This is a genomic window from Variovorax sp. YR750, from assembly GCF_900109805.1.
GTDB classification, from domain to species: Bacteria; Pseudomonadota; Gammaproteobacteria; order Burkholderiales; family Burkholderiaceae_C; genus Variovorax; species Variovorax gossypii.
Genome location: NZ_FOBJ01000005.1, coordinates 81,362 through 104,752, shown reverse-complemented (window position 1 = coordinate 104,752; position 23,391 = coordinate 81,362). Strand labels below are relative to the sequence as shown.

The window sequence follows — 23,391 nt, the reverse complement described above, 5'->3', positions numbered from 1 at the left end:
GGCTTTCACGTCGGGGCGTCTCAGGGAACCAGCTTCCATTGGCCCTTGTCGAGCCTCACGACGACACGCGAGCGGTCGTCCGAGCCATAGCGGTCGGTCGGCTTGAAGTTGTAGACGCTGTGCGTGCCCACCAGCTCCTTGGTGCTGACGATGGCATCGCGCAGCGCCAGGCGGAACTGCGGCGTGCCGGGCTCGGCCTTGCCGGCGAGCGCGCGCTGCGCGGCGTCGAGGTAGATCAGCCAGGCGTCGAAGCTGTAGGCCGAGAAGGTGTCGGTGGGCGGTGCGCCGTTGGCCTTCTGGAAGGCGGCGCGGAAGTCCATCGCGATCTTCTTCATCGGGTTGTTGTCGGGCAGCTGCTCGGCCACCACCACGGGGCCCGTGGGCGCCAGCAGGCCTTCGACCGAGGGACCGCCGACGCGGATGAAGTCGGGGTTGATCAGCGAGTGCATGCCGTAGATCTTTCCCTTGTAGCCGCGCTCGGTGAGCGCGAGGTACGGCAGCGCGCCCGGCGTGCCCGAGGCTCCGGTGATCACCGCGTCGGGGCGCAGCGCCACGATCTTCAGCACCTGGCCGGCCACCGACGAATCGGCGCGCGCATAGCGCTCGTTCGACACCACCTTGATGCCGGCAGCGGGCGCCGACTTCATCAGCGCGTCGTACACCAGGTCGCCCCAGGCATCGGAGTAGCCGATATAGGCCACCGTCTTCACGCCCGACTGCTTCATCTTCTCGACCATCGCGCCCATCATCAGCGGCGCGGGCTGCGGCAGCGTCACCATCCATGCGCCGTCCTCGCCGGGCAGGTCGGCGTTGGCGATGGAGATCAGCGGTGTCTTCGTCTCGCGCGCCACGCCGGCGATGGCCAGCGAACCCGGCGCGCCGGCCGTGCCGATGATGACGTCGACCTTGTCTTCCTCGATCAGCTTGCGCGCGTTGCGCGCGGCGGTGGACGGATCGGACGCATCGTCGAGCTGGATCACCTGCACCTTGCGGCCACCGACCTCCGACTTGTAGGCCACGGCCGCCTTCATGCCCTTGTCGTAGGGAATGCCGAGCGACGACACCGGCCCCGACATCGAAGTGATGAAGCCGACCTTGAGATCGGCGGCCCACGCGCCCGCGGCGCTCAGCGCGCCGAGGCCCACGGCCACGGCCGCGAGTGTGCGAATTCGGTTCATGACTTTCATGGCGATGCTCCAGAGGTGGTTTTGGTTGGACGTGAGAAAAACTGCGAACTCAGAGGGCGAGGCTTCCGACGCTGGTGCCGCCGCACACATACAGCACCTGGCCGGTGACGAAGCTGTTGTCGGCATCGGCGAAGAAACGCACGGCGCGTGCCACGTCGGCCGATTCGCCCAGGCGCTTGACGGGCACCGAGGCGGCGAGCGCGCGTTCCTTCTCGCTGCCGGCCTCGACCACGTCGTAGAACATGTCGGTGCGGATGGGCCCCGGTGCCACCACGTTCACCGTGATGCCCTCGGCCGCGAGCTCCAGCGCCCAGGTGCGCGCCATGCCCAGCATGCCGGCCTTGGTGGCCGAATAGCTGGTGCGCGTGGCCAGGCCCAGCGCGGCGCGCGACGACAGCAGCACCACGCGGCCGAAGCGCTGCGCACGCATCGCGGGCAATGCACCTTGCACGAGCTGGATCGCACAGCCCAGGTGCAGGTCGACCAGCGCGTCGAGATCGTCGAGCTTCACATCGGGCAGCAGCGCGGCGCGGATCACGCCGGCGTTGTGGACGATGGTGGTGGGCGAGAAGCGCTCGACCAGCTCGCGCACCGCCTCGCCCGTGGCGGCGCGGTCGCTCAGGTCGACCTCGATGCTGTGCAGCTTCGGGTGGTCGATCTCCGCCTTGCGGCGCGCGAGCGACACCACCTCGTAACCCTGCGCGAGCAGGTCTTCGCAGATGGCCTTGCCGATGCCGGCGCTGCCGCCGGTGACGGCTGCGACCTTGGGGGCTGCGCTCATGCTTGCGCTCCTACCAGCGCGAGCACGCGCAGAGGACTGCCGCTGCCCTTCTCGATCTTCAGCGGCGGGCAGATCAGCACCGCGCCCGAAGGCGGCAGCAGGTCGAGGTTGCTCAAGCACTGCAGCCCGTAGCGGCCCGCGCCGTGCATGTAGTAGTGGCAGGGGTACGGCGGGCGCAGGTGATAGCCCTGTCCGGCATCGGTGCCGATGGCCTCCGAGCCGAAGCCCAGCACGTCGCGCTGCTCTACCAGGAAGCGCACGGCCGCGGTGCTTGGGCCCGGCGTGTGCTGGCCCGTCTCGTCGAAGTTCTGGTAGGCCTCGGGGTCGGTGCGTTTCGACCAGTCGGTGCGCATCAGCACCCATGCGCCCTTCGGGATGCGGCCATGCGCAGCCTCGTAGGCCTCGATGTCCTCGAGGGTCAGCAGATAGTCGGGGTCGTCCTTCACCTGCGGCGAGCAGTCGATCACGCAGGCCGGCGCCACGAAGTGCTGCACGGGAATGGTGTCGACCGAGTTGTTCGGCAGGTCGCGGCCCGAGATCCAGTGGATCGGCGCGTCGAAATGCGTGCCGGTGTGTTCGCCGCAGGAAAAGTTGTTCCAGTACCAGCCGGGCCCGCGCTCGTCGTACTTCGACACTTCCTCGATGCGGAAGGGCCAGCACTGGCCCATCTCGGGCGGCAGCGCGATCTGCGGGAACTCGGGTGTCAGCGTCTGCGTGAGGTCGATCACGCGGATGCGGCCGCTGGCCATGGCAGTCACCAGGCCACCGAGGATCTCGGCGGTGGACATCAGTTCGGTCGTGGTGGTCATTCTTGTGGCTCCTGTCTCAGCCGCCTGCAGCCAGCTCGCGCTCGAGCACCTTGGGGTTGCCGCGCCAGCGCTCCAGCCACTCCTGCGCCACGTCGCCCGGGTACACGTCCTCCACGCCGTCGCGCAGCGCCTTCACGATGGCGTTGGCCAGCGCGGTGGGGGCGAGCTTGGGCGGCGGCGTGTGCTGGTTCCATTCGTCGTCGATGGGCCCCGGGAACACGTTGATCACGCGGATGCCGGCCGGCCGCATCTCGGCGCGCAGGCATTGCGCGAGCGAATGCGCCGCCGCCTTCGATGCGCTGAAGGTGCCATGCGGCGGAAAGTTGCTCAGCGCGTAGATCGACAGCAGGTTGACCCATGCGGTCGCGCCCGTCGCGCCATCGGCCGAGCGGCCTTTCAGCGCAGGCCCGAACTCCTGCGCGAGGCGCAGCAGCCCGAAGTAGTTGATGTCCATCTCGGCCTTGGCCACGTCCGTGCCGCGCCGTGCACCGATGCCGAAGGTGCGGTGCACCTCCGCGTTGTTGATGACGATGTCGACCTTGCCGCCGATGGAGCCGGCAAGCTCCGTCACCTGGCGGCCGTTGGTCAGGTCCAGCGGCACCAGCGTGACCTGCGGCAGCGCCGAGATGTCGTCGAGCCCGTCGCCCATCTTCTTCCAGGGCTCGGCGTGGCCGACCCAGACGATGTCGGCACCGGCCTTCACCAGCGCACGCACGATGGCCTGTCCGGTCTCGGTCTTGCCGTCGGTCACCAGCACCTTGCGGAACTTGGGGTCGCTGGTCATCTCGCGCAGCATCTTGTCGTCGGCCATGTGGGGACTCCCTTCGTTCGGAAAACCAATGAGAACGGCCTGCCCTGCGCGGTCGAGCCGTGCGCCCACGCGCACTCTCTGCGGCGCGTCACCGACCTCGCCGTGCAGGTGGACCATGAGCGTGGGGCCGGCATCCAGGTGCACCAGGCCCAGCCGCCAGGGCAGCCGCTCGCGGAAGAACAGGTCGTTGCTGTGATGCAGCGTGGTGCTGCCGAGCAGCTCGCCCTCGCCGCTCTGTTCGCGCCAGCGCAGCGCGGCCGAGAGGCACTTGTGGCAGACCTCTCGCGGCGGGTACTGCACCGTGCCGCAGTCGTCGCAGGTCTGGAGTTCGAAGCGGCCTTCGGCTGCGGCAGCAGTGAGACCGAGCGCCACGCGGCCGCGCGCGCCGGGCGGCAGGTTCATCTGCCGGGTGCGCAGCACCGGGTTCTTGCGCGGGGGGCGCATCAGGGGCATCGTCATGCGGGTCTCCCGAGGATGACGGCGCCTGTGCACAGGCAGCGGTCGTAGGTCACCATGCCGAAGCCGGCGACGAGGCCGACCTTGGCATCAGGAACGGTGCGCGGGCCGGCCTGATCGGTCAGCTGACGGATCGCCTCGACCATGCCGAGGAAGCCGCCCGCCGCACCCGCCTGCCCGGCCGAAAGCTGGCCGCCGCTGGTGTTGTTCGGAAAGCTGCCGTCGAAGGTCATGGTGTTGGCCTGCACGAAGGCCGGGCCTTCGCCTTTCTCGCAGAAGCCCAGGTCCTCGAACTGCATCATCACGATGACGGGGTAATCGTCATAGGTCTGCACGAAGTCGAGCTCCGCGGGCTGGATGCCGGCCTGTGCGTAGAGGTCGTCGCGGTCCTTGCGCCAGCCGCCCTGCACCATCACCGGGTCTTCGGCATAGGCGTTGTGACGCTCGATGGCGCCGCGAATCACGACGTGCGCAAGGCCCAGGTCGCGCGCGCGCTCCTCGCTCATCACGAGGAAGGCGTCGGCGCCGGCGCAGGGCATCACGCAATCGAAGAGATGAATCGGATCGGAGATGGGTCGTGCGGCCATGTACTCGTCGAGGGTCAGCGCCTTCTTGAACATCGCATTGGGGTTGCCCAGCGCGTTGGTGCGCTGGTCCACGCAGATGCGGCCAAAGTCCTCGCGCTTCGCGCCGTAGGTGCGCATGTAGTTGGCGGTGATGAACGCGAAGATCGAGTTCGGGCCGCCCGAGCCGTACGGGTAGCTCGCGTCGCGAGCGAAGTTGCTGAAGCTGCCCAGGGTCTGGCGGAAGGAGTCGACGTGGTTGGTGTCGGCGCCCACGCAAGCGACGATGTCCGCGTCGCCCGCCTGCACTGCCCGCGCGGCGCGGCGCAGGCACATCACGCCCGAGGCACCGCCGGTGGGCACGTGGTCGAGCCAGCGCGGCGACAGGCCCAGGTGCTGCGTGACGCCCACGGCCGTATCGGGCGCGAGCGAGAAGCTGCTGAGGCAAAGACCGTCGATCTCTTCCTTGGCCACGCCGCTGGCTTTCACCAGCGCCTCGATGGCCTGGCCGATGAACCAGTGCGCGGTGCGCGTGGAGTAGCGCACATAGGGCACGGTCACGGGCACCGCGACCGCGACGCCTTCATAGGAAAGCCGCTTCGCCGTCATGCCTGCCTCTTCTTCATCGAGCGGGTGTCGATGCAACGGGCCTGACCGGGCAGCGATTGCGCCATCTCGCGCAGTTGCCCGCGCTGGATCTTCTGCGAGGGCGTGAGCGGCAGCGCATCGACGAAGGCCACGTAGCCGGGCGCCTTGTAGTAGGCGAGCTGGGCCAGCGCGTGCTCGACGATGCTGGCCGCCGTCTGCTCCGGCTTCGAGGCATCGACGCCTTCGCGCATCACGATGCAGGCCAGCACCTCGTCGCCGCGCACCTCGTCGGGCGTGGCGGCCACGGCCGAAGTCTTCACGGCCGGATGCTGGTTGAGCACGCTCTCGACCTCGACGGCGGAGATGTTCTCGCCGCTGCGGCGGATCACGTTCTTCTTGCGGTCGACGAAAAAGAAGTTGCCCTCGGCATCGCGGCGCACCAGGTCGCCGGTATGGAACCAGCCGTCGGCCCAGGCTTCGTGCGTGGCTTCCTCGTCTTTCAAATAGCCGGAGAAGAAATAGCGCCTCGGGTCAGGGCCTGCCGAGCGCACCAACAGTTCGCCCGGAGCGTCGACACCGACATCGCTGCCGTCTTCGCCCGCGAGGCGGATCTCGACGAAGTCTTCCTGGCGGCCGAAGCAGCTGGTGCCCACCAGACGGGGCTCGCGATTGGCCATGATGCAGGCGGCCGCGCCGGTCTCTGTCATCGCCCAGGCCTCGACCAGCGGGAAGCCGAAGCGCTCCTCGAAGGGCGCGTGGTTCTTTCGGTCCACACCGGCGCCGAAGCCCCAGCGGATGGCGTGGTCGCGGTCGGCCGCCGATGCAGGCGCAGACAGCAGCATGGCCGGCATCACGCCGAGGTAGTGGACGATGGTCGCGCCGCTCTCCTTCGCGCTCGCCAGCCAGGTCTTCGGATGGAAGCGATCGAGCTGCACCAGGCAGCCGCCCGCGACCAGCACCACCATGGTGGAGAAGGCCATCGCGTTCATGTGGTTGAGCGGCAGCGGCGTGATGACGCGCTCCTTGTCGGGCCGGATGCTGCACACGCCGTCGAGCGCCGCATACCACTCGCCCGCGCGCAGGAAGTAGGCATTGCTCAGGATGCAGCCCTTGGGGCGCCCCGTGGTGCCGGAGGTGTAGAGCAGGCCGCATTCGGTGTCGACACCGACGGGCTCGTGAGCACGCGGCGCCGCGGTCTTCGCAGGCGGCACGGCGTCCTTGGGGCCCATCGTCTCGAAGGCGATGCCGGCCTGTGCCGCCGCGGCGCGCAGGTCGGCCGCGCGCTCCGGCAGCGTCACGGCCAGGCCGATTTCGCTGTGGCCGATCAGGTAGACCAGCTCGGCCGAGCGCATCTCGGCATTGATCGGCACCACGCTCACGCCCAATGCGTTCAGCGCAAGCCAGTGGAAGATGAAGGCGGGCCGGTTCTCCAGCAGCAGCCCGACGCGGTGGCCATGGCCGTAGCCCGCCCGGGCGTAGGCCGTGCGCAGGCTTTCGATCTGCGTCGCGGCCTCGCCCCAGCGAATGGCGCCCGCCTCGATGCCATAGGCGGCAGCGGTCACCGATTCGGTGAGCAGGAACTCGGCCTGCGGCGTACGCGCAGCCGTGGCCGCGAAGACTTGATGGACGGTGGCTCGTGACATCGCGTCCCCGTCAGATGAAGAGCTGCACGGCCGGCAGGGCCGCGTCGCAGTTGAGCAGGTTGACGCGCTTGAGCGTCATGCGCAGCGCGCCGTCCTGCACCGTGAGGTGATGGAAGAAGGTGCCGACATAGAACTGCAGCTCGTCACCCTGCGACTCCGTGTAGTGGAACGAGGTACGCATCACGTAGCGGTTGGCTTCCGGGTCGAACTCCTCGACCACCGGCACCTGCAGCAGGTGGTGGCAGCGGCTCGGCGGCTGCTGCGAGAAGGCACGCGGACTCTTCAGGCGCTCGATGCGCAGGTCGCGCAGCAGCTTGTCCTCGTAGAGGTGCGAGGTGTGGTTGAGGCCGTCTTCCTGGTCGGGGATCAGCGGCACCCAGTAGAAGGCGTCGTCGGTGAAGAGCGCATTCCACTCCTCGTAGCGGCGCGTGTCGAGCAGGTGCGCCTCGTTCACGACAAAGTCGATCAGGTCCTGGCGCGTGACTTCTGGTGCGGTGCCGGCCATTACATCGTCTCCGTCATGCGCTGGACCCAGCTGCGGTACTGGTTGCGCATCGGCAGCTCGTTGGTGCCGCCGGTGGTGATCTCGCCGCCCTTGAGTTCGGCCGGTTCGTAGTCGCGGTGCAGGCTCACCCATTCGTTGCCGCTGGCATGCAGGCCGGCCTGCATGCCGCGATAAGCCTGCAGATCATCGTGGCCCACCACCGAGAACGGCGAGTTGATGAGGCGGTTGTACATGGCGGTGCGCTGCAGCAGCGCGGGCGGTGCACCCTTCAGGCGGAAGGTCCAGCTCTCGATCAGCGTCCTGTCGGCCGAGATCGGCTTGACCACGCGGATCGCCTGGATCGCGCCCTTGATCGTTAGGTTCGGGTAGTACACGGTGTTGTGCCGTGCCATGCCGAGGATCTGCGCGGTTTTTTCCTCGCCGTAGCGCGCCTTCATGGCGTTGTCGTACTCGGGGATCGCCTTGTACTTGCTGTGGATGCTGAAGTGCACGCCCGTGAAGCTGTGGCCGTTGTCGTAGGTGCGGATGCCCATGTCCTCGAAGAACTTGTAGTCGGACATGAAGGGCACGAACTGCTCCACGGCCATGGGCTTGGGCTCGCTCTCGGGTTTATCGGCCCACATGCGCTTGGCGGTGCCGGCCGAGGACTCGTGCGCCACCATCGGGTGCATGGTGTCGTTGAGGTTCTCGACGAACATCTTCCAGTTGCACTGGTGCATGAAGCGCAGGCAGCCGCCGGCGATTTCGAGTTCGCCTTCGGGCGAGCGGTCAGCCATGTTGTCGATGGAGCTCAGCGAGTCGCCGAAGTACTCCTCGAAGTCCGGCCCGGCGTCGTTGATCTTCACGAAGATGAAGCCGCGGTGGCTGCGCACGTGCTTCACGGTGGTCAGGCCCTTGCCCGACTCGCATTCGTGCAGCTGGGTGTTCTCGTAGCCGGTCTTCAGCGGAATCGCCAGCGGCGCGCCGTCGGTCTTGAAGGTCCAGGCGTGGTACGGGCAGCGAAAGAACTTGCCGGTGTTGCCGCAGGGCCCGTTGACGAGGCGCGAGCCCTTGTGGGCGCAGCGGTTCATCATCGCGCGCACGCTGCCGTCGGAGTGGCGCACGACGATCAGCGGGCGACCGGCGATCTCGTTGCTGATCCAGTCGCCCGGCTTGGGCAGCTGGCTCTCGTGGCCGACGTAGTTCCAGGTGTTGGCAAAGAAGTGTTGCTGCTCCAGCTCGAAGAGCTCCTGGCTGGTGTAGAGGTCGCGGTGCACGCGGTCGTTCTGCACCAGTGCGCGGATGGCTTCGGGGTTATCTCTGTAGGAGGTCATGGTTCTCGTGGCTCCTTGCTTCATCCTTGCTTCAGATGTCCAGCACCAGGCGCGCACCCTTGGCGCGCGAGATGCAGATCTGCATGACGTTGCCTTGCGCCTTCTCGCGGGCTGTGAGCACGTAGTCGCGGTGGTCGATCTCGCCTTCGAGCACGGGCACGGCGCACACGCCGCATTCGCCGCGCTTGCAGTCGAACATCGGGTCGCAGCCGTGCTCGATGAGGCAGTCGAGGATGCTCTGGTCCGCCGGCACGGTGAAGCGCTGGCCCGACTGGGCAAGCTCGACCTCGAAGGGCTGGTCGCCCTCTTCCGCGACAGGCTCGGTGAAGAGCTCGAAGTGCACGCGGTCGTGTTCCCAGCCGCGCGCCTGCGTGCGCTCGAGCACCGCGTCGAGCATGACCTTGGGGCCGCAGACATACAGGCGGTCGCCGGCGGGAACGCTGTCGAGCAGCGCGTCGATGTTCAGCGGCGCGCCGGCCTCGGCGTCGGCATGCACGTGCAGGTCGTCGCCCAGCAGCGCCTGCAGCTCGGGCAGGAGGGCCATCAGCTCGCGGCTGCGGCCGGCGTAGTGCATGCGCACGGCCGCGCCCTCGGCACGGCGGCGCGCGGCCATGGTGGCCAGCGGCGTCACTCCGATGCCGCCCGCCACGAGCACCGTGCCGCCCGGGCCGGTGTGCAGCGGAAAGTCGTTCTTCGGCGGCTCGATGGCGATGGTGTCGCCCTCTTTCAGCCCTTCGTGCATGAAGCGCGAGCCGCCACGGCCTTCAGCCTCCTTGCGCACCGCGATCACGTATTCGGTCGGTGCGTTGGTTGCGTTGCGCGCGGTGTCGAAGTTGATGAGCGAGTAGTGGCGCCATTCGGTCTTGCCATCGGCGAGCGATACCTGCACGCGGATGTGTGCGCCCGCAGCGAAGCCGGGCAGCGCGCGGCCGTCCTCGGCGCGCAGGCGAAGCATGCGGATCAACGGGTTCAAGGTCTGCGTCTCGGCGACGCACAGCGAGAGGGTGGCGGTGGGAGCGGTCATCTTCGTCTCGTCTCTTCAGGCCAGTGCATGCTGCGCCAGCGCGGCCTGCAGCTTGTGGCCGTGCTCGTCGGCAAGCGCTGCATCGCGCAGCTCGCGCAGCGTGGCCGGTGCGAGCCTTTCGCCCGCGCGCTCGAAGGCACGCATCACGGTGTCGTAGTTGCGGATGCCGCGCTCGTGCGTGTCGCTGTAGCCCTTGACGAGGCGCTGGCACTGGGCCAGCTCAACGGCGAGCTCGGGATTGCGCTGCGCGGTGGCGGCGATGCGTTGCAGCCATTCCTCGATGCGGCGGTTCTCCTCGGCATAGCGCATGGTCGACAGGCGCCAGCGCCTGCATGCCGCCACGGCGCGCAGCATGAGATAGCCGCGCAGAGAGCTGGTCTGGATCACGCGGCCGTGCTGCGTGAAGCGCTCGACGATCTTCTTCGGCAGCGTCGAGTTCATCAGCCAGCGGCCGATGCCGCCGGGCAGGGTCTCGCAGATTTCCTGTAGGCGCGGGTGCATGTACTCGTTGATGGCGAGCACCTGGCCCGGCTGCACGCGGGCCTCGCCGCGCACGCGCTCGAATCGGGTGGCGCGGGTCTTCAGGGCCGCGACGCGGGCAGTGTCTTCGTAGGACATCCAGAGCGCGAGATGGCGTGCGGTCTCGCGAAGCAGGCGATGGTCGTCGCTGCCCGACAGCGCTGCGACCGCAGCCATGCGATCGAGGTAGAGGCCGGCGTAGGCCGGGTCCTGGTAGTCGATAAGGCGGCGCACGCCCTCGAACAGCAGGTCTTGTGCGGGCAAAGGAAAGTCGCGCTGCACGCGTTCCACCAGTGCGCGCACGGCCGGGTGGCGCGGCTGCAGGGCCTGGACGGCGGCCGGCGCTTCTTTCGCGGGCTCATCGCCGCCGGCATCCTGTGCGCGGGTGAAAGCGGCTCCGAAGGCCTTGAGACTGGGCTTCACGCCCACGCCGCCGCGCTCGATGGTCGCCTCGAACTGTGTGCGGCTGAACGGCAGCACGCCCGAGCCGGCCAGGGCGCCGAAGAGCACGGCGCTGATCACGCTGCCCGATGCCTCGGCGGCCTGCGCCATGTCGAAGCGGATGAATCGCTTCGCGGCATTGGCGGTGTGCGCAAGAAGCTGGTCGCTGTCGACGCGACCGTCGCCCATCGCGCTTTTTTCCGCGATGGAGAACACGCGGTGCGTGGAGGCGATCAGCGTAGTGCGCTCGCGCGTGACGAGGCCGCGCTGCACGGCACGGCCGGCTTCCATCAGTTCCGATGCGAGCACCACGTCGACATCGCCCGGCAGCGGCATCAGCGCCAGCACCGGCGTGCCGCCATCGGCGTCGGCCTGCGCCACGGGATACAGCTCGACGTAGTAGATGGTCGCGCCGGTGCGCTGGGCCACGCCCGGCACGGAAGTGGTCTGGGCGACGTAGCCGTTGGCCTCGCCCATGTCGACGATCCAGTCGGCGAGCACGCCACCGCCCTCCCCGCCCATGGCGAGGATCGCGATCTTGATCGGCTGGGCCTTGGTGTTCATCATCGCTTCAGAAGGCATAGGCTTCACGGCGGCGCGCCTCGCCGCGCTGCAGCCAGCCGATGACGGCCGCGCGTACGCGATCGCGCAGCTGGTCCCAGCGGCTGGGGTTGCTCACGATCTGCGCCTTGTAGAACGAAGGGCACAGCACCGCCGCGTGCGAGACCTCGCCGCACACGCCGCAGCCCACGCAGCTATCGAGCACGGTCGCGACGGGGTCGGTGCGCAGCGGATCGGGGTTGGGCTTGATCGACAGCGAAGGGCAGCCCGAAAGGCGGATGCAGGAGTGGTCGCCGGTACAGGTGTCCGAGTCGACACCGAACTTCTCGCGCACCATGCGCTTGCCGTCGGCAATCGCCTTGCGCACCAGCGGCTTCTCGCGGCGCTGCTTGTTGAGCATGCACTCCGACTGAGCGATCAGGACCTTCGGGCCCTTCTCCCTGGTGGTCAGCGCTTCCTTCAGTGCATCGCGCATGCCGGCGATGTCGTAGGTGCGGCGCAGCGTCTTCACCCACTTGACGCCCACGCCGCGCACCGCGCTCTCGATCTCGTGGCCGGTGCTGCGCGTCTTGTTGACGGCATTCGACGAGAGGATGTCCTGCCCGCCGGTGGCCGAGGTGTAGTTGTTGTCGACGACGATGGTGAGGTTGTCGCTCTTGTTGAAGACCGCGTTGGCAACGCCGCTGGTCAGGCCGTTGTGCCAGAAGCCTCCGTCGCCCATCATCGAGATCGCGCGCTTGCCTGCAGGCGCGTTGAGCGCCGCGGCACCCGCGCCACCCAGGCCGTAGCCCATGGTGGTGTTGCCGATGTTGAAAGGCGGCAGGATGGAGAACAGGTGGCAGCCGATGTCGGCGCTCACGTGGTGCGGGCCGAGTTCGCGCTCGACCAGCTTCATCGCGCTGAAGATGGGACGCTCGGGGCAGCCGGTGCAGAAGCCCGGCGGGCGTGCGTGAACGACTTCGCCCAATGACGTGGAAGGCACTGCGGGTTCGGCGACCTCGATCAGCGGAATCACCTTGCGCACGGGCGCGGGCACCGGCAAGGGTGCTATGCGTTCATAGCGCTCGCAGAAGCTGCGTGCGCCCTTTAGCAGTTCGGCTGCCGTGTACTCGCCGGCCACCGGCAGCATGTCCTTGCCATGCAGCACGGTTGCGGAGCCAGCCTGGCGCAGGATGGTCGCGAGGTTCTGCTCGACGAAATTGGGCTGCCCCTCTTCCACCACCAGCACGGCGCGCTTGCCTTCGCAGAAGCGGATCACCTCGCTCTCGATGACGGGGTAGGCCACGTTCATCACGTACAGCGGCACCTTGGTGTTGCCGTAGACGTCGGCCAGCTCGAGGCGCTCCAGCGCGCGCATCAGGGTGTTGTAGCTGCCTCCCTGCACGATGATGCCGATGTCGTCGGCGTCTTCAGAGAAGAACTCGTTGAGCTTGCGCTCCTCGATGAAGCGCACCGCGGCGGGCCAGCGGTCCTTCACCTTCTCCTGCTCGTGCACGAAGCTCGCGGGCGGCAGCACGATGCGGCCTACGTCGCGTTGCGGGTTCTCGAGCGCATCTTTCAGCGTGAACTTCGCGCGCTTGTTGTCGCCCGCGACGAAGTGGCCGTGCACATGGCAGGCGCGGATGCGCAGCTGCAGCATCACCGGCGTGTTGCTGGCTTCGGAGAGATCGAAGCCCTGCTTCACCGCATCGACGATGCTCGGCAGGTTGGGGCGCGGATCGAGCAGCCAGATCTGCGACTTCATCGCGAAGGCGTGGCTGCGCTCCTGCATGATCGAGGAGCCTTCGCCGTAGTCCTCGCCCACGATGATGAGAGCGCCGCCGGTCACGCCGCCCGACGCCAGGTTGGCCAGTGCGTCGGAAGCCACGTTGGTGCCCACGGTGGCCTTGAAGGTGACGGCGCCGCGCAGCGGGTAGTTGACGGAGGCTGCGAGTGTGGCGGCCGCGGTGGCTTCGCTCGCGCTGTTCTCGAATCGGATGCCCTGTTCGGAGAGGATGTCCTGCGCATCGGCCAGCACGTCCATCAGGTGCGAGATGGGCGCGCCCTGGTAGCCCGCCACGTAGGAAACTCCCGACTCCAGAAGGGCCTTGGTGACCGCCAGAATGCCCTCGCCGCGGAAGACTTCCCCACCAGAAAGCCGCAGTTTCTTGACTTCTTCAACGAATGAACGCTCTGCCATCTGGGTCCTTGTTGTCTGTCGTGGGACGATGCGACTTGGGAGTTGCATCGTGCTTTCTATAATGTTGACAAATGAATGTATCCACAATCATGAATTACCCTAGACATGCAAGCAGCGTGCCCGTGGCGACTGTGAGGTGCCTTCATGGCTGATCAACCCGTCGAATCGCATCGCTTCGTCGATGACTACCTGCCCGCACTGCTGGCGCAGGCCAGCCAGCTGATCTCCTCGGAGTTCCACGAAGTGGCGCGCCAGCAGGGCTTCTCCGTGTCGGAGTGGCGCGTGATGGCATCGCTCGCCGGCAGCGAGCCGATCAGCATCGGCCAGCTCGCGCAGGTGACCGTGACCAAGCAGCCCACGGTGACGCGGCTGCTGGATCGCATGGAAGCACGAGGACAGGTCGAGCGCCTGCCCCACGAGAGTGATCGCCGCATCACGCTGGTGCGCATCACGCGCAAGGGCTTGAAGGCAGTCGAGCACCTGATGGAACTGGCGCGCGAGCACGAGCGTCGTGTGCTCGAACCCTTCGGGCTGCGGCGCGCCGAAGAGCTCAAGCAGACGCTGCGGCAGATGATCGACCAGCACGTGCGCGTGCCGGGCGACGAACCGGAAGAAGAGTGAGCCTCTCCGGCTCCGTCGCTCAGAGGCGGGGCACGAGAACGGCGCGGCCGCGATGGCCGCGCTGCGCGATCCAGTCGAGCGCGGCAGCGGCATCCGCGAGCGCGAACGGACGCACATCCAGATGCAGGCGGCCGTCGGCCAGCCTCGCCAGCAACTCGGGTGCCGCGGCACGGCCCTCTGCTTCCCGCCGGAACATGTTCAGAGGCAGCAACGCCACGTCGCGCTGAAGAAAGTGTGCGATGTCGAGCGAGAGCGTGGGGCCGGCGGTGTAGCCGATCAGCACCGCGCGGCCGCCGGGTCGCACCGAAGGCAGCGTTCCGGCAAGCACCTCTGCGCCGACCGTGTCGATCAACAGGTCGGCACTGGCGACCGCAGGAGAAGGTTCGCCCGGCGCCACAGCCGTCGCCACGCAACCGGCATCGCGTGCAAGCTGCATCACGAGCGAGCCGACAGCGCCGCTCGCACCCGTCACAAGAACCTGCTCGCCGGCCCGCAGCTTCGCGACTTCGTGCAACGCCACCCATGCGGAGGTCGTGGGCGAGAAGAACGCAGCGCCGAGCGTCATCGGCACCGCATCCGGGAGCAGGCCCAGCGCTTCGTCGGGGGCGTCGATCAATTCGCACCAGGTGCCGTCGAAGAGCGTGCCGAGGCCGCTGCCGCGCAGCCACACGCGCTGTCCGGCCTCGTAGCGGCCGCTTTCGATGACGACACCCGCAGCCTCCACGCCCGGCGTATAGGGCAGCGGCGGGTGGCGCAGGAAGTTCCCGCGCCACACGGTGCGATCGATGTGGCCGACCGTCGCGGCCTCCATGCGCACGATGGTGCGGCCAGGGCGAGGCGTCGGATCGACAACCTCCTCCAGCACGGGCGTCGCATCGAAGTCATGAATGCGTACGGCCTTCAAGGCAGCGCCTCCAGAAAGTCGAGCACCACGCGTGCAAAGGCCTCGGGCATCTGGTCGGGCAGCGGAACCATGCCGCCCTCGATGTCGACGATGCGCGCCTGCGGCAGGTGATGCTGCAGCTCCGCCGCATGCGGTGCCGCGAATGGGTCTTCGGTAGCGCGCACGATCAGCACAGGCTGGACGATGCGGCCGATACGCTCTTCCATGCGGTACGACGCCACGGCGCGGTGCCCCTCCTCCACGCGCTCGACCTTCAATGCATCGCGCACGAAGGCTTCGAGCAGATCGGGGCGTCCTGGTGGATAGAAGCCTTGGCGCTTCTGCCACAGCGCAGCGAGGTGAGAGCCGTCTTCGCTCGGTGCGACCTCGTCGATCGGCGGACGCTGAGCCCGTGCTTTGCGGAAGGGCTCGTCCGTGTACGGCGTGGACGACAGCACCAGGCTGCGAACGCGCTCCGGTAACACAGCCGCGAGTTCGACCGCGACGACGCCGCCCGTGTGATGCCCGACCACGTCGACCTGCGTGATGTTCAGCGCCTCGAGCAGCTCGCGGGCCACGCGCGCCCACTGCTCGATGCTCGCCGGCACGCCGCCATCGGCCGAGTCGCCGAAGCCCGCCGTGTCCATCGCGATGGCCCGGCGATGCGCGCCGATCAGCGGAAGCACCGCGCGATATTCGGTCCAGCTGCGCGGCGACTGGTGCAGCAGCAACACCGCTGGCGAAGCAGGATCGCCGCAGGTCGCGTAGTGCACCTGCCCCACCGACAGGTCGGCGAAGGCACGGCGGATGCTCATGGCAGGGTCCGGTCGGCAGGCGCGCGCCACAGGCCGGCGTGCCGCAGTTCGCCGAGCGTGCGCGAGAGCACGTCGCGCCGATAGGCTGAAACGTCGCGGCCTTCGTAGTCGTAGAAGCCGCTGCCGCTCTTGAGTCCGAGCCGCCCCTGCTCGACCATCTTCCCGACGATGGCCGGCGCGGTATATCGGCCGGCGTCGAGCGAGGCCGACATCTCGCGGCTCGCGTGATGCAGGATGTCGCAGCCGCCGAAATCGATGAACTCGACCACGCCCAGCGCGGCGAAGCGCAGGCCCAGGCCGTAGCGCGTGGCCTTGTCGATTTCCTCGGCGGTGGCCGCGCCCTCCTCGATCATTCGCGCAGCCTCGTTCATCACCAGCGCCTGCAGCCGCGGCACGATGTAGCCCGGCGAGGCGCCGCAGACCACGGGCAGCTTGCCGATCTCTTCCATCAGCGCCTTGGTGCGCGCGAGCACGGCTGCATCGGTACCTGGGTGGCAGCTCAGCTCGACCACCGGAATCACATAGGCCGGGTTGAGCCAGTGCATGTTGAGGAAGCGCTCCGGCAGCCGCACGAGCGACGCGAGTTGCGTCACGAGGATGCTGCTGGTGGTCGAGGTCAGGATCGCGTCGTCGCGGCAGTGGCGGTTGATGTGCTCGAAGGCTTCGCGCTTGGCTTCCATGGTTTCTGGCACGCCTTCGAACACGAGTTCGGCGGCGGCCAGCGCTCGCGGCGCGGCCGCTGCGTCGACGAGCTCCACGCGCGCTGCGATGGGCCCGACCTGCGATGCATCGATCACGCCCAGTTGCGCGAGACCCGAGAGGCTGGCCTCGATCTCCGCCTTCGCTTCGTCGCGCAGGCGCTGCCATGCTTCGTCGCCGCGCGGGCGCAGGTCGATCAGCGAGATGCGATGGCCGGCATAGGCGAACGCGATGGCAATGCCGCGCCCCATGCGGCCAGCGCCCACGGCGGCAAAGCGTGGCAGAGAGGCCGCTTCATTCGCCATCGTGAAGCCTCTGCTTGAGCTGCGCCGTGCTCAGGCCGGCGAAGCCCAGGCTCTCGAAGGTGCGAGGGCCGCGCCGCAGATCGCGCCCGAGGAAGCCGCCGACGATGGCCAGCAGACCATGCGCGATGGGTGCATCCACGCCCGCATGGCGCGCGGCCGAGGCCAGAAAAGCGAGGCCGAGCTCGGTGTCCTCGGTGATATAGCGGTGCGAGTGCAGGTCGATGTTCTCCCGCCAGTCGCCCGACTTGACGAGTTGCTTGTGGGCATCGCCGTACATCCACTGGTCGTTGTTGTAGTGGTCGGCCAGCGGATAGTGCGGCGCACCCTGCCCGAAGGCCTCGCGCACCGCGACGCGCTCCTGGTCGAGCCGGTCGGTCACGTCGCGCACGGCGCGCTGCGTGCCTTCGTTGTGGATGTCCCAGCGCTCGAAGTGCTGCAGCGGCGCTGCGTTCATCACCATCAGCGGCGGGTGGATGACGGGGCCCGCGTTCATCAGCGCGCCAGAGAGTGCGTCGCCGCAACCATGCACGGCTGGGTAGGCCCTGCGGATCACTTCGATGGCCTGTGCCTCCTTGCGGGCCGGATAGACACCGGTCGGCAGGCGGATGGCGCGGATGGTGACGTTGACCTCGCGCTCGCCGTGCTTGCGCGCCAGGTAGGGCAAGGTGCCGGTCTCCGCCCAGGCGACATCGGCGCGACTGCCCGCCTCTTTCACCGTCTTCGCCATCACGTAGCTGCCGAAGGTGCCCGGCGGCAGGAACACCACCTGCCCGTCGGCCAGGTGCGGCGCCATCGCGAGAGCGATGTCGTGCTGGGCGATGGCGGGGGTGGGGATGACGATCAGCTCGGCGCCGCGCATGGCGGCGCCGATGTGGGCAGTGGCCAGCGCAATGGGCACCTCGCGCGCGCATGCTGCGTCCTTCAGCGTGATGGCGCCGGCGCGCAGCAGCGGCTCGAGCGCCTTGGCGTCGCGGCGCCACAGGCGCACCTCGTGGCCAGTTTCAGACAGGTCCGCGGCGGCCGCATAGGCGCCATGACCACCCCCAAGAATCGCAATTTTCATGTCGAAAGTCGAAAAGCAGGTGTCGATGAACCGGCGGCCGCGGGGCGACTCCGGGGAAGCAATGCGCCATTACATTACTTTTCATCGATTCAGATGTCAATCAAACCCAAGGACATCTGCGTGCTCGCAAACCCGCAATCGGACCGAAATGAAAAAAGCCCGCGCTCGTGAGAACGCGGGCTTTCGCAAGGATGGCGCAGCTGTCAGGCTGCGCTCCTGAATGGATCAGCGGCCGGGCTTGAAGGCGCGCTTCTGCGCATCGCGGGGCACGAAAACCTTGCCCGGACCACCATGGCCGGCGCCATTGCCACGGGGCGCGAAGCCACCGTCGCCACGACCGCCGCCGTGACCATGGCCACCGCGCGGAGCGCTGTCGCCCCAGCCCGGCTTGCGGCCATAGCCGCCGCCGTTGCCACCTTCGTCACGGCCGCCGCCGAAGCCGGCGTTCTGGCCCTGATAGCCGCCGCGCGGGCCCGGTGCACCCGGGCCACGCGAGTTGCGGTCGTTGAAGCCGCTGGCGCCGGCGTAGCCGCCGCCATTGCCGCCACGGTAGCCACCACCGCCACCGCCGAACTTGCGGTCGCGCGAGTGGCCTTCACGGCCGCGGCCGCCGAAGTCGGGGCGCGATTGCGGCATGCGCTGCTGCGGCTCCATGCCCGGAATCACCTCGGCCTTGAACTGCTGGCGGCTGTAGTGCTCGATGTCCATGATCCGGCGGCGATCGCGGAACTCGGCGAAGGTGACGGCGATGCCGTCGCGGCCCGCACGGCCGGTGCGGCCGATGCGGTGGGTGTAGTCCTCCGCCTTCATCGGCAGGCCGAAGTTGAAGACGTGGGTGATGGTCGGCACGTCGATGCCACGCGCAGCCACGTCGGTGGCCACCAGGATCTGCACCTGGCCGTTGCGCAGCGCCATCAGGCGGCGGTTGCGCAGGCCCTGGCTCAGCGCGCCGTGCAGCGCGACGGCGCTGAAGCCGTCCTGCTGCAGGTCGTTGGCGAGGCCGTCGCACTCGACCTGCGTGCTCGCGAACACGATGGCCTGGTTGATGCTGGTGTCGCGCAGCCAGTGGTCGAGCAGCTTGCGCTTGTGCTGGGCGTTGTCGGCCCAGAACAGCACCTGCTTGATGTTGGCGTGCTTTTCCTGCGGGCTGTCGATGGTCACGCGCTGCGGCTCGCGCATCACGCGGGCGGCCAGTTGCTGGATGCGCGGCGCGAAGGTGGCGCTGAACATCATGGTCTGCTGGCGCTCGATGGTGAGCTGGTTGATCTCGGCCAGGTCGTCGGCAAAGCCCAGGTCGAGCATACGGTCGGCTTCGTCGACCACCAGGAACTTGACCTGGTCGAGCTTGATCTGCATCGAGCGCTGCAGGTCGAGCAGGCGGCCCGGCGTGGCGACCACGAGGTCTGCGTTCTGCAGGCGGGCGATCTGGAGCTGGTAGGGCATGCCGCCCACCACGTTGGCGATGCGCAGGCCGCGGCAATGGCGAACCAGTTCGATGGCGTCGTGCGCGACCTGCTGCGCGAGTTCGCGCGTCGGGCACAGCACCAGGGCGCCGGGGGTGGCGGCCTTGAAATGGCGGGCGTTGGTCGGGTCCTTGCGCTTCGGCTTCTTGGGCGGGGCTTCGCCGCGGGCAGCGGCTTCGGCAACCAGGCGCTGGAACTCGGCCCGGGCTTCGGCTTCGGCTTCGGCCTGACGCTTGATCAGCGTGTGCAGCACGGGCAGCAGGAAGGCGGCGGTCTTGCCCGAGCCGGTCTGGCTGGAAACCATCAGGTCGACGAAGCGCGCCGACTTGGCCGCGCCGTCCTGGTCGCCCATGGCGATGGGAACGACCTTATCCTGCACGGCGGTGGGCTGGGTGAAACCCATGTCCGCGACGGCGGCGATCAGTTCGGGCGCGAGGCCCAGCTTGATGAAGCCGTTGGGAGCGGCGGGCTCTTCGGCTGCAGCCGCTTCGGGAGCGGTGCCGTCCAGCGCTTCGAGGATGGGAGCCTCGGACACGGTGTCCGTGGCGGCGGTGAATTCGTTGTGGGTAGCGGATTGCACAGGCGCGAACTCGCCCTGCGCTTCAAAAGCGTCGGTCATGAATGTCAATCTCAAACGCGAGCGCTGCCGTAGGCGGCGCCCCGTTGGTGGTTAAAAACATCAACCATCCAACGACATTCAACTCCGGGCGATTGCCCGAGGCTGCGGCCCTTTTCGATCAGCGAATGCGATCGGGCGCGGTGTGCAAGATAGGGAGATGCAAGAAACGCTGGCCGGGCCAAAAATACCTGCCCTGTCAGCGAAGCCTGCGATTATGGCACGGATTCGGGTTTTTACCTAATCCGTGACCTTGACTCAGTCCGCGAGGCGCAAAAAGGTCTCGCGGTAGTGGGCAAGCTCCTCGATGGACTCGCGAACGTCCGCCAGCGCCGTATGCGCCTGCTGCTTCTTGAAGCTGTTGTACGCCGCGGGTTTCCAGCGCTTGGCCAGTTCCTTCAGCGTGCTCACGTCGAGGTTCCGATAGTGGAAATAGGCCTCCAGCTTGGGCATGTACTTGACGAGGAATCGCCGGTCCTGCCCGATGGTGTTGCCGCACATGGGCGAACCGCTGCGCGGGATGTACTTGGCGATGAATTCCAGCAGTTGCTGCTCGGCGGCGGCCTCGTCGAGGGTGGAGGCCTTGACCTTGTCGATCAGGCCGCTGCGGCCATGGGTGCCCTTGTTCCAGGCATCCATGCCGTCGAGCACGGCGTCGCTCTGGTGGATGACGAGCACGGGGCCGTCGATGCGGGGCGTGAGGTCGGGGCCGGTGACGACCACGGCGATTTCGAGCAGGCGCTCTTTCTCGGGGTCGAGGCCGCTCATTTCGCAGTCCAGCCAGACCAGGTTCTGGTCGCTTTTCTTCAGTGTCGGCGGGGCTGCGAGGGGCGTCGGGTCAAGGGATTCGGGCATCGCAGGATTGTCGTCGAAGGGCTGCGGCCCCGGATAGCGAGGGCTAAACTCGCCGATCCATGTCCTATTCGCTCATCTTCACCATCGCCTTCGCGGCAGCGATCGTCGCGGGCCTGCTCGTGAAGTTCTGGCTGGCCACGCGGCAGGTGCGCCACGTGGCACAGCATCGCGGCGCCGTGCCAGCCGCTTTCGCGCAGACCATCACCCTCGCCGCTCACCAGAAGGCGGCCGACTACACCATCGCCAAGGCACGCTTCGGCCTGATCGAGATGGCGTGGAGCGCCGCGCTGCTGCTCGGCTGGACCCTGCTCGGCGGCCTCGATGTGCTCAACAAGCTCCTGCTGGACTGGATCGGCGGCGGCATGGCGCAGCAACTGGTGCTGCTGGCGCTCTTCGCCGCCATCGGCGGCCTGCTGGAGCTGCCCTTCACGCTCTGGCAGACCTTCAGGCTCGAGGAGCGCTTCGGCTTCAACAAGATGACCTGGAAGCTCTGGCTGGCCGACGCACTCAAGTCGACGCTGCTGGGCGCGGTGATCGGCCTGCCCATCGCCGCCCTGATCCTCTGGCTCATGGGCGCGGCGGGCCAGCTGTGGTGGCTGTGGGCCTGGGGCGCGTGGATGGGCTTCAACCTGCTGCTGATGCTGATCTACCCGACCTTCATCGCCCCGCTGTTCAACAAGTTCCAGCCGCTGGACGACCCCAAGCTCAAGGAACGCGTGACGGCGCTCATGAAGCGCTGCGGCTTCGCCGCCAAGGGCCTGTTCGTGATGGACGGCAGCACGCGCAGTGCCCACGCCAACGCCTACTTCACCGGCTTCGGCGCCAGCAAGCGCGTGGTGTTCTACGACACGCTGCTGCGCCAGCTCAATGCCGGCGAAGTGGAAGCCGTGCTCGCGCACGAGCTGGGTCACTTCAAGCACCGCCACATCGTGAAGCGGCTGATCGCGATGTTCGCCCTGAGCCTGGCCGGCTTCGCGCTGCTGGGCTGGGTGTCGACGCAGGTCTGGTTCTACACGGGCCTGGGCGTGCAGCCCAATATGGCGGCGCCCAACAGCGCACTGGCACTGCTGCTTTTCATGCTCGCGGTGCCGGTGTTCGGCTTCTTCGTCGCTCCGCTGCCCGCGCGGCTGTCGCGCAAGCACGAGTTCGAGGCCGACGCCTATGCAGTGGCGCAGACCAGCGGTGCCGACCTGTCGGCCGCCCTGCTCAAGCTCTACCAGGACAACGCCTCGACGCTCACACCCGACCCGGTGTTCGTCAAGTTCTACTACTCGCATCCTCCGGCTTCCGAGCGCCTCGCCCGCATGGTGACGGCGGCCTGATCCGATCCAACCCCACATTCCGGAGAAGCCCATCATGAGCAGCATGTTCAAGCCCAAGGACTGGAAGAACCTCCCTCCCCGCAAGGCGCTGAGCGCCACCGAGATCGTGTCCGCCCTGGCGCGCCTCGACGGCTGGAAGCTCACCGGCGACGGCGCCAATGTCGCCATCGAAAAGACCTTCGGCTTCGCCAACTACTTCGAGACGATCGCGTTCGTGAACGCGCTGGCCTTCGTGGCGCACACGCAAGACCATCACCCCGACCTTTCGGTGCACTACAACCGCTGCGTGGTGCGCTTCAACACGCACGACGTGGGCGGCCTGTCGGTCACCGATTTCGACTGCGCCCGCCAGGCCGACGCGCTGGTCGGTGCCGCTCCCGCCGCCTGATGACGGATCGAGCCCTTGGCTAAATCCGGCCGCGCCGCACCCTCGGCTGCCACGACAGCCGCGAAGGCACTCCAGGACGGTCTCGTCGTTGCCAGCCACGGGCGACACTGCATCGTCGAAACGCCCTCGGGCGAGCGGCTGATCTGCCATCCGCGCGGCAAGAAGAGCCAGGCGGTGGTCGGCGACAGGGTGCGCTGGCAGCCCAGTGAAGACGAAGGCACCATCGAGCAGGTGCTGCCGCGCCGCAACCTCTTCTATCGGCAGGACGAGATCCGCACCAAGTCGTTCGCGGCCAACCTCGACCACGTGCTGATCCTGATCGCGGCCGAGCCGGAGTTCTCCGAACACCAGCTGGCCCGCGCGCTGATCGCCGCGGAGGCCGAGCGCATCGCGCCGATCATCGCGCTCAACAAGAGCGACCTGATCGAGCCCTTCGAGCGCGCATGGGCCAGGCTCGCTCCCTACCGCCGCATGCACCACGGCGTGCTGCCGCTTTCGCTGAAGGCATCGGCGGAGGCAGACCACGCTTCCCTGATGAAGCTGCTCGCCGGCAAGTGCACACTGGTCCTGGGCCCGTCCGGGTCGGGCAAGAGCACGCTCACCAACCTGCTTGTGCCCGGCGCGGACGTGCTGACGCAGGAGATTTCGCAGGCGCTGAACTCGGGCAAGCACACGACCACGAGCACCACCTGGTACTGGATCGACGAAGCCCGCAGCACCGGCCTGATCGACTCGCCGGGTTTCCAGGAATTCGGCCTGAACCACATCGCGCCGATGCAGCTCGCCGGGCTCATGCCCGACATCGCCGAGCATGCCGGCGACTGCAAGTTCTACAACTGCACCCACCTGCACGAGCCGGGCTGCGGCGTGATCGCGAACGTGGAGACGGCCGAGGCGCCGGGCGCAATCAGCGCGAGCCGCTACAGAATTTATGGCGAGCTCTTCGCCGAGCTGAGCCAGAAGCGCTACTGACCGAAGCGC

General features: G+C 67.6%; 21 protein-coding genes. 4 read left to right on the top strand and 17 right to left on the bottom strand.

Annotation, left to right across the window (positions count from 1 at the left end; genetic code table 11):
• Positions 1-20: 20 nt before the first annotated feature.
• Genes BMY35_RS12165 through BMY35_RS12115 form a run of 11 tightly spaced genes read right to left on the bottom strand, consistent with a single transcriptional unit; the run spans position 21 to position 13,380 of the window.
• Complete coding sequence (locus BMY35_RS12165) at positions 21-1,187, bottom strand: ABC transporter substrate-binding protein (RefSeq protein ID WP_093198754.1); 1,167 nt, start codon at positions 1,185-1,187, stop codon at positions 21-23.
• Between the two features lie 49 nt (positions 1,188-1,236).
• A complete protein-coding gene (locus BMY35_RS12160; RefSeq protein ID WP_093198751.1) occupies positions 1,237-1,968 on the bottom strand; it encodes an SDR family oxidoreductase in 732 nt (243 codons plus the stop codon).
• Positions 1,965-2,777 carry a cyclase family protein gene (locus BMY35_RS12155; RefSeq protein WP_093198749.1) on the bottom strand — a complete coding sequence of 271 codons (813 nt, stop codon included), beginning with the start codon at positions 2,775-2,777 and terminating at the stop codon, positions 1,965-1,967. Before BMY35_RS12155 ends, BMY35_RS12160 begins: the two co-directional genes overlap by 4 nt.
• Positions 2,778-2,793: 16 nt before the next feature.
• Positions 2,794-4,047, bottom strand: a complete 1,254-nt coding sequence (locus BMY35_RS12150; RefSeq protein WP_093198746.1) for an SDR family NAD(P)-dependent oxidoreductase — start codon at positions 4,045-4,047, stop codon at positions 2,794-2,796.
• Positions 4,044-5,216: a thiolase family protein gene (locus tag BMY35_RS12145; protein WP_093198744.1), complete on the bottom strand. Its 1,173-nt coding sequence runs from the start codon at positions 5,214-5,216 to the stop codon at positions 4,044-4,046. Before BMY35_RS12145 ends, BMY35_RS12150 begins: the two co-directional genes overlap by 4 nt.
• A complete protein-coding gene (locus tag BMY35_RS12140; protein ID WP_093198741.1) occupies positions 5,213-6,838 on the bottom strand; it encodes an AMP-binding protein in 1,626 nt (541 codons plus the stop codon). Before BMY35_RS12140 ends, BMY35_RS12145 begins: the two co-directional genes overlap by 4 nt.
• Positions 6,839-6,848: 10 nt before the next feature.
• Positions 6,849-7,343 carry an aromatic-ring-hydroxylating dioxygenase subunit beta gene (locus tag BMY35_RS12135; RefSeq protein WP_093198739.1) on the bottom strand — a complete coding sequence of 165 codons (495 nt, stop codon included), beginning with the start codon at positions 7,341-7,343 and terminating at the stop codon, positions 6,849-6,851.
• A complete protein-coding gene (locus BMY35_RS12130; RefSeq protein WP_093198736.1) occupies positions 7,343-8,656 on the bottom strand; it encodes an aromatic ring-hydroxylating dioxygenase subunit alpha in 1,314 nt (437 codons plus the stop codon). The genes BMY35_RS12135 and BMY35_RS12130 overlap by 1 nt, the downstream gene beginning before the upstream one ends.
• A gap of 31 nt (positions 8,657-8,687) precedes the next feature.
• Entirely contained in the window at positions 8,688-9,680 is a 993-nt protein-coding gene (locus BMY35_RS12125; protein ID WP_093198733.1) for a PDR/VanB family oxidoreductase, read from the bottom strand.
• A 15-nt stretch (positions 9,681-9,695) separates the two neighbouring features.
• Entirely contained in the window at positions 9,696-11,204 is a 1,509-nt protein-coding gene (locus tag BMY35_RS12120) for an indolepyruvate oxidoreductase subunit beta family protein (protein ID WP_093199617.1), read from the bottom strand.
• A 7-nt stretch (positions 11,205-11,211) separates the two neighbouring features.
• On the bottom strand, positions 11,212-13,380 hold the full coding sequence (locus tag BMY35_RS12115) for a thiamine pyrophosphate-dependent enzyme (protein ID WP_093198731.1): 2,169 nt from the start codon (positions 13,378-13,380) through the stop codon (positions 11,212-11,214).
• A 144-nt stretch (positions 13,381-13,524) separates the two neighbouring features.
• Between BMY35_RS12115 and BMY35_RS12110 the strand changes: the two genes are divergently transcribed.
• Positions 13,525-14,001 (top strand): MarR family winged helix-turn-helix transcriptional regulator, encoded by a 477-nt coding sequence (locus tag BMY35_RS12110; RefSeq protein WP_093198729.1) that lies wholly within the window; start codon positions 13,525-13,527, stop codon positions 13,999-14,001.
• Positions 14,002-14,020: 19 nt separating this feature from the next.
• On the opposite strand, the gene BMY35_RS12105 is transcribed toward BMY35_RS12110, so the two are convergent.
• From BMY35_RS12105 to orn, 6 genes are all read right to left on the bottom strand, one after another.
• A complete protein-coding gene (locus BMY35_RS12105) occupies positions 14,021-14,905 on the bottom strand; it encodes a quinone oxidoreductase family protein (RefSeq protein ID WP_093198726.1) in 885 nt (294 codons plus the stop codon).
• Complete coding sequence (locus BMY35_RS12100; protein WP_093198722.1) at positions 14,902-15,699, bottom strand: alpha/beta fold hydrolase; 798 nt, start codon at positions 15,697-15,699, stop codon at positions 14,902-14,904. Before BMY35_RS12100 ends, BMY35_RS12105 begins: the two co-directional genes overlap by 4 nt.
• A complete protein-coding gene (locus BMY35_RS12095) occupies positions 15,696-16,703 on the bottom strand; it encodes a 3-hydroxybutyryl-CoA dehydrogenase (RefSeq protein WP_093198718.1) in 1,008 nt (335 codons plus the stop codon). Before BMY35_RS12095 ends, BMY35_RS12100 begins: the two co-directional genes overlap by 4 nt.
• Positions 16,693-17,766 carry an NAD/NADP-dependent octopine/nopaline dehydrogenase family protein gene (locus BMY35_RS12090; protein WP_093198715.1) on the bottom strand — a complete coding sequence of 358 codons (1,074 nt, stop codon included), beginning with the start codon at positions 17,764-17,766 and terminating at the stop codon, positions 16,693-16,695. The genes BMY35_RS12095 and BMY35_RS12090 overlap by 11 nt, the downstream gene beginning before the upstream one ends.
• Before the next feature lie 225 nt (positions 17,767-17,991).
• Positions 17,992-19,848, bottom strand: coding sequence for a DEAD/DEAH box helicase (locus BMY35_RS12085; RefSeq protein ID WP_093198711.1), 1,857 nt, complete (start codon positions 19,846-19,848; stop codon positions 17,992-17,994).
• Between the two features lie 255 nt (positions 19,849-20,103).
• Positions 20,104-20,700, bottom strand: coding sequence for an oligoribonuclease (gene orn / locus BMY35_RS12080; RefSeq protein WP_093198709.1), 597 nt, complete (start codon positions 20,698-20,700; stop codon positions 20,104-20,106).
• A gap of 59 nt (positions 20,701-20,759) precedes the next feature.
• Between orn and BMY35_RS12075 the strand changes: the two genes are divergently transcribed.
• The 3 genes from BMY35_RS12075 to rsgA are packed head-to-tail and all read left to right on the top strand — an operon-like array spanning position 20,760 to position 23,382.
• On the top strand, positions 20,760-22,022 hold the full coding sequence (locus BMY35_RS12075; RefSeq protein WP_093198706.1) for a M48 family metallopeptidase: 1,263 nt from the start codon (positions 20,760-20,762) through the stop codon (positions 22,020-22,022).
• Positions 22,023-22,056: 34 nt separating this feature from the next.
• Positions 22,057-22,410: a 4a-hydroxytetrahydrobiopterin dehydratase gene (locus BMY35_RS12070; RefSeq protein WP_093198703.1), complete on the top strand. Its 354-nt coding sequence runs from the start codon at positions 22,057-22,059 to the stop codon at positions 22,408-22,410.
• A gap of 15 nt (positions 22,411-22,425) precedes the next feature.
• Positions 22,426-23,382, top strand: coding sequence for a ribosome small subunit-dependent GTPase A (gene rsgA, locus BMY35_RS12065; protein WP_093198699.1), 957 nt, complete (start codon positions 22,426-22,428; stop codon positions 23,380-23,382).
• Positions 23,383-23,391: the final 9 nt, after the last annotated feature.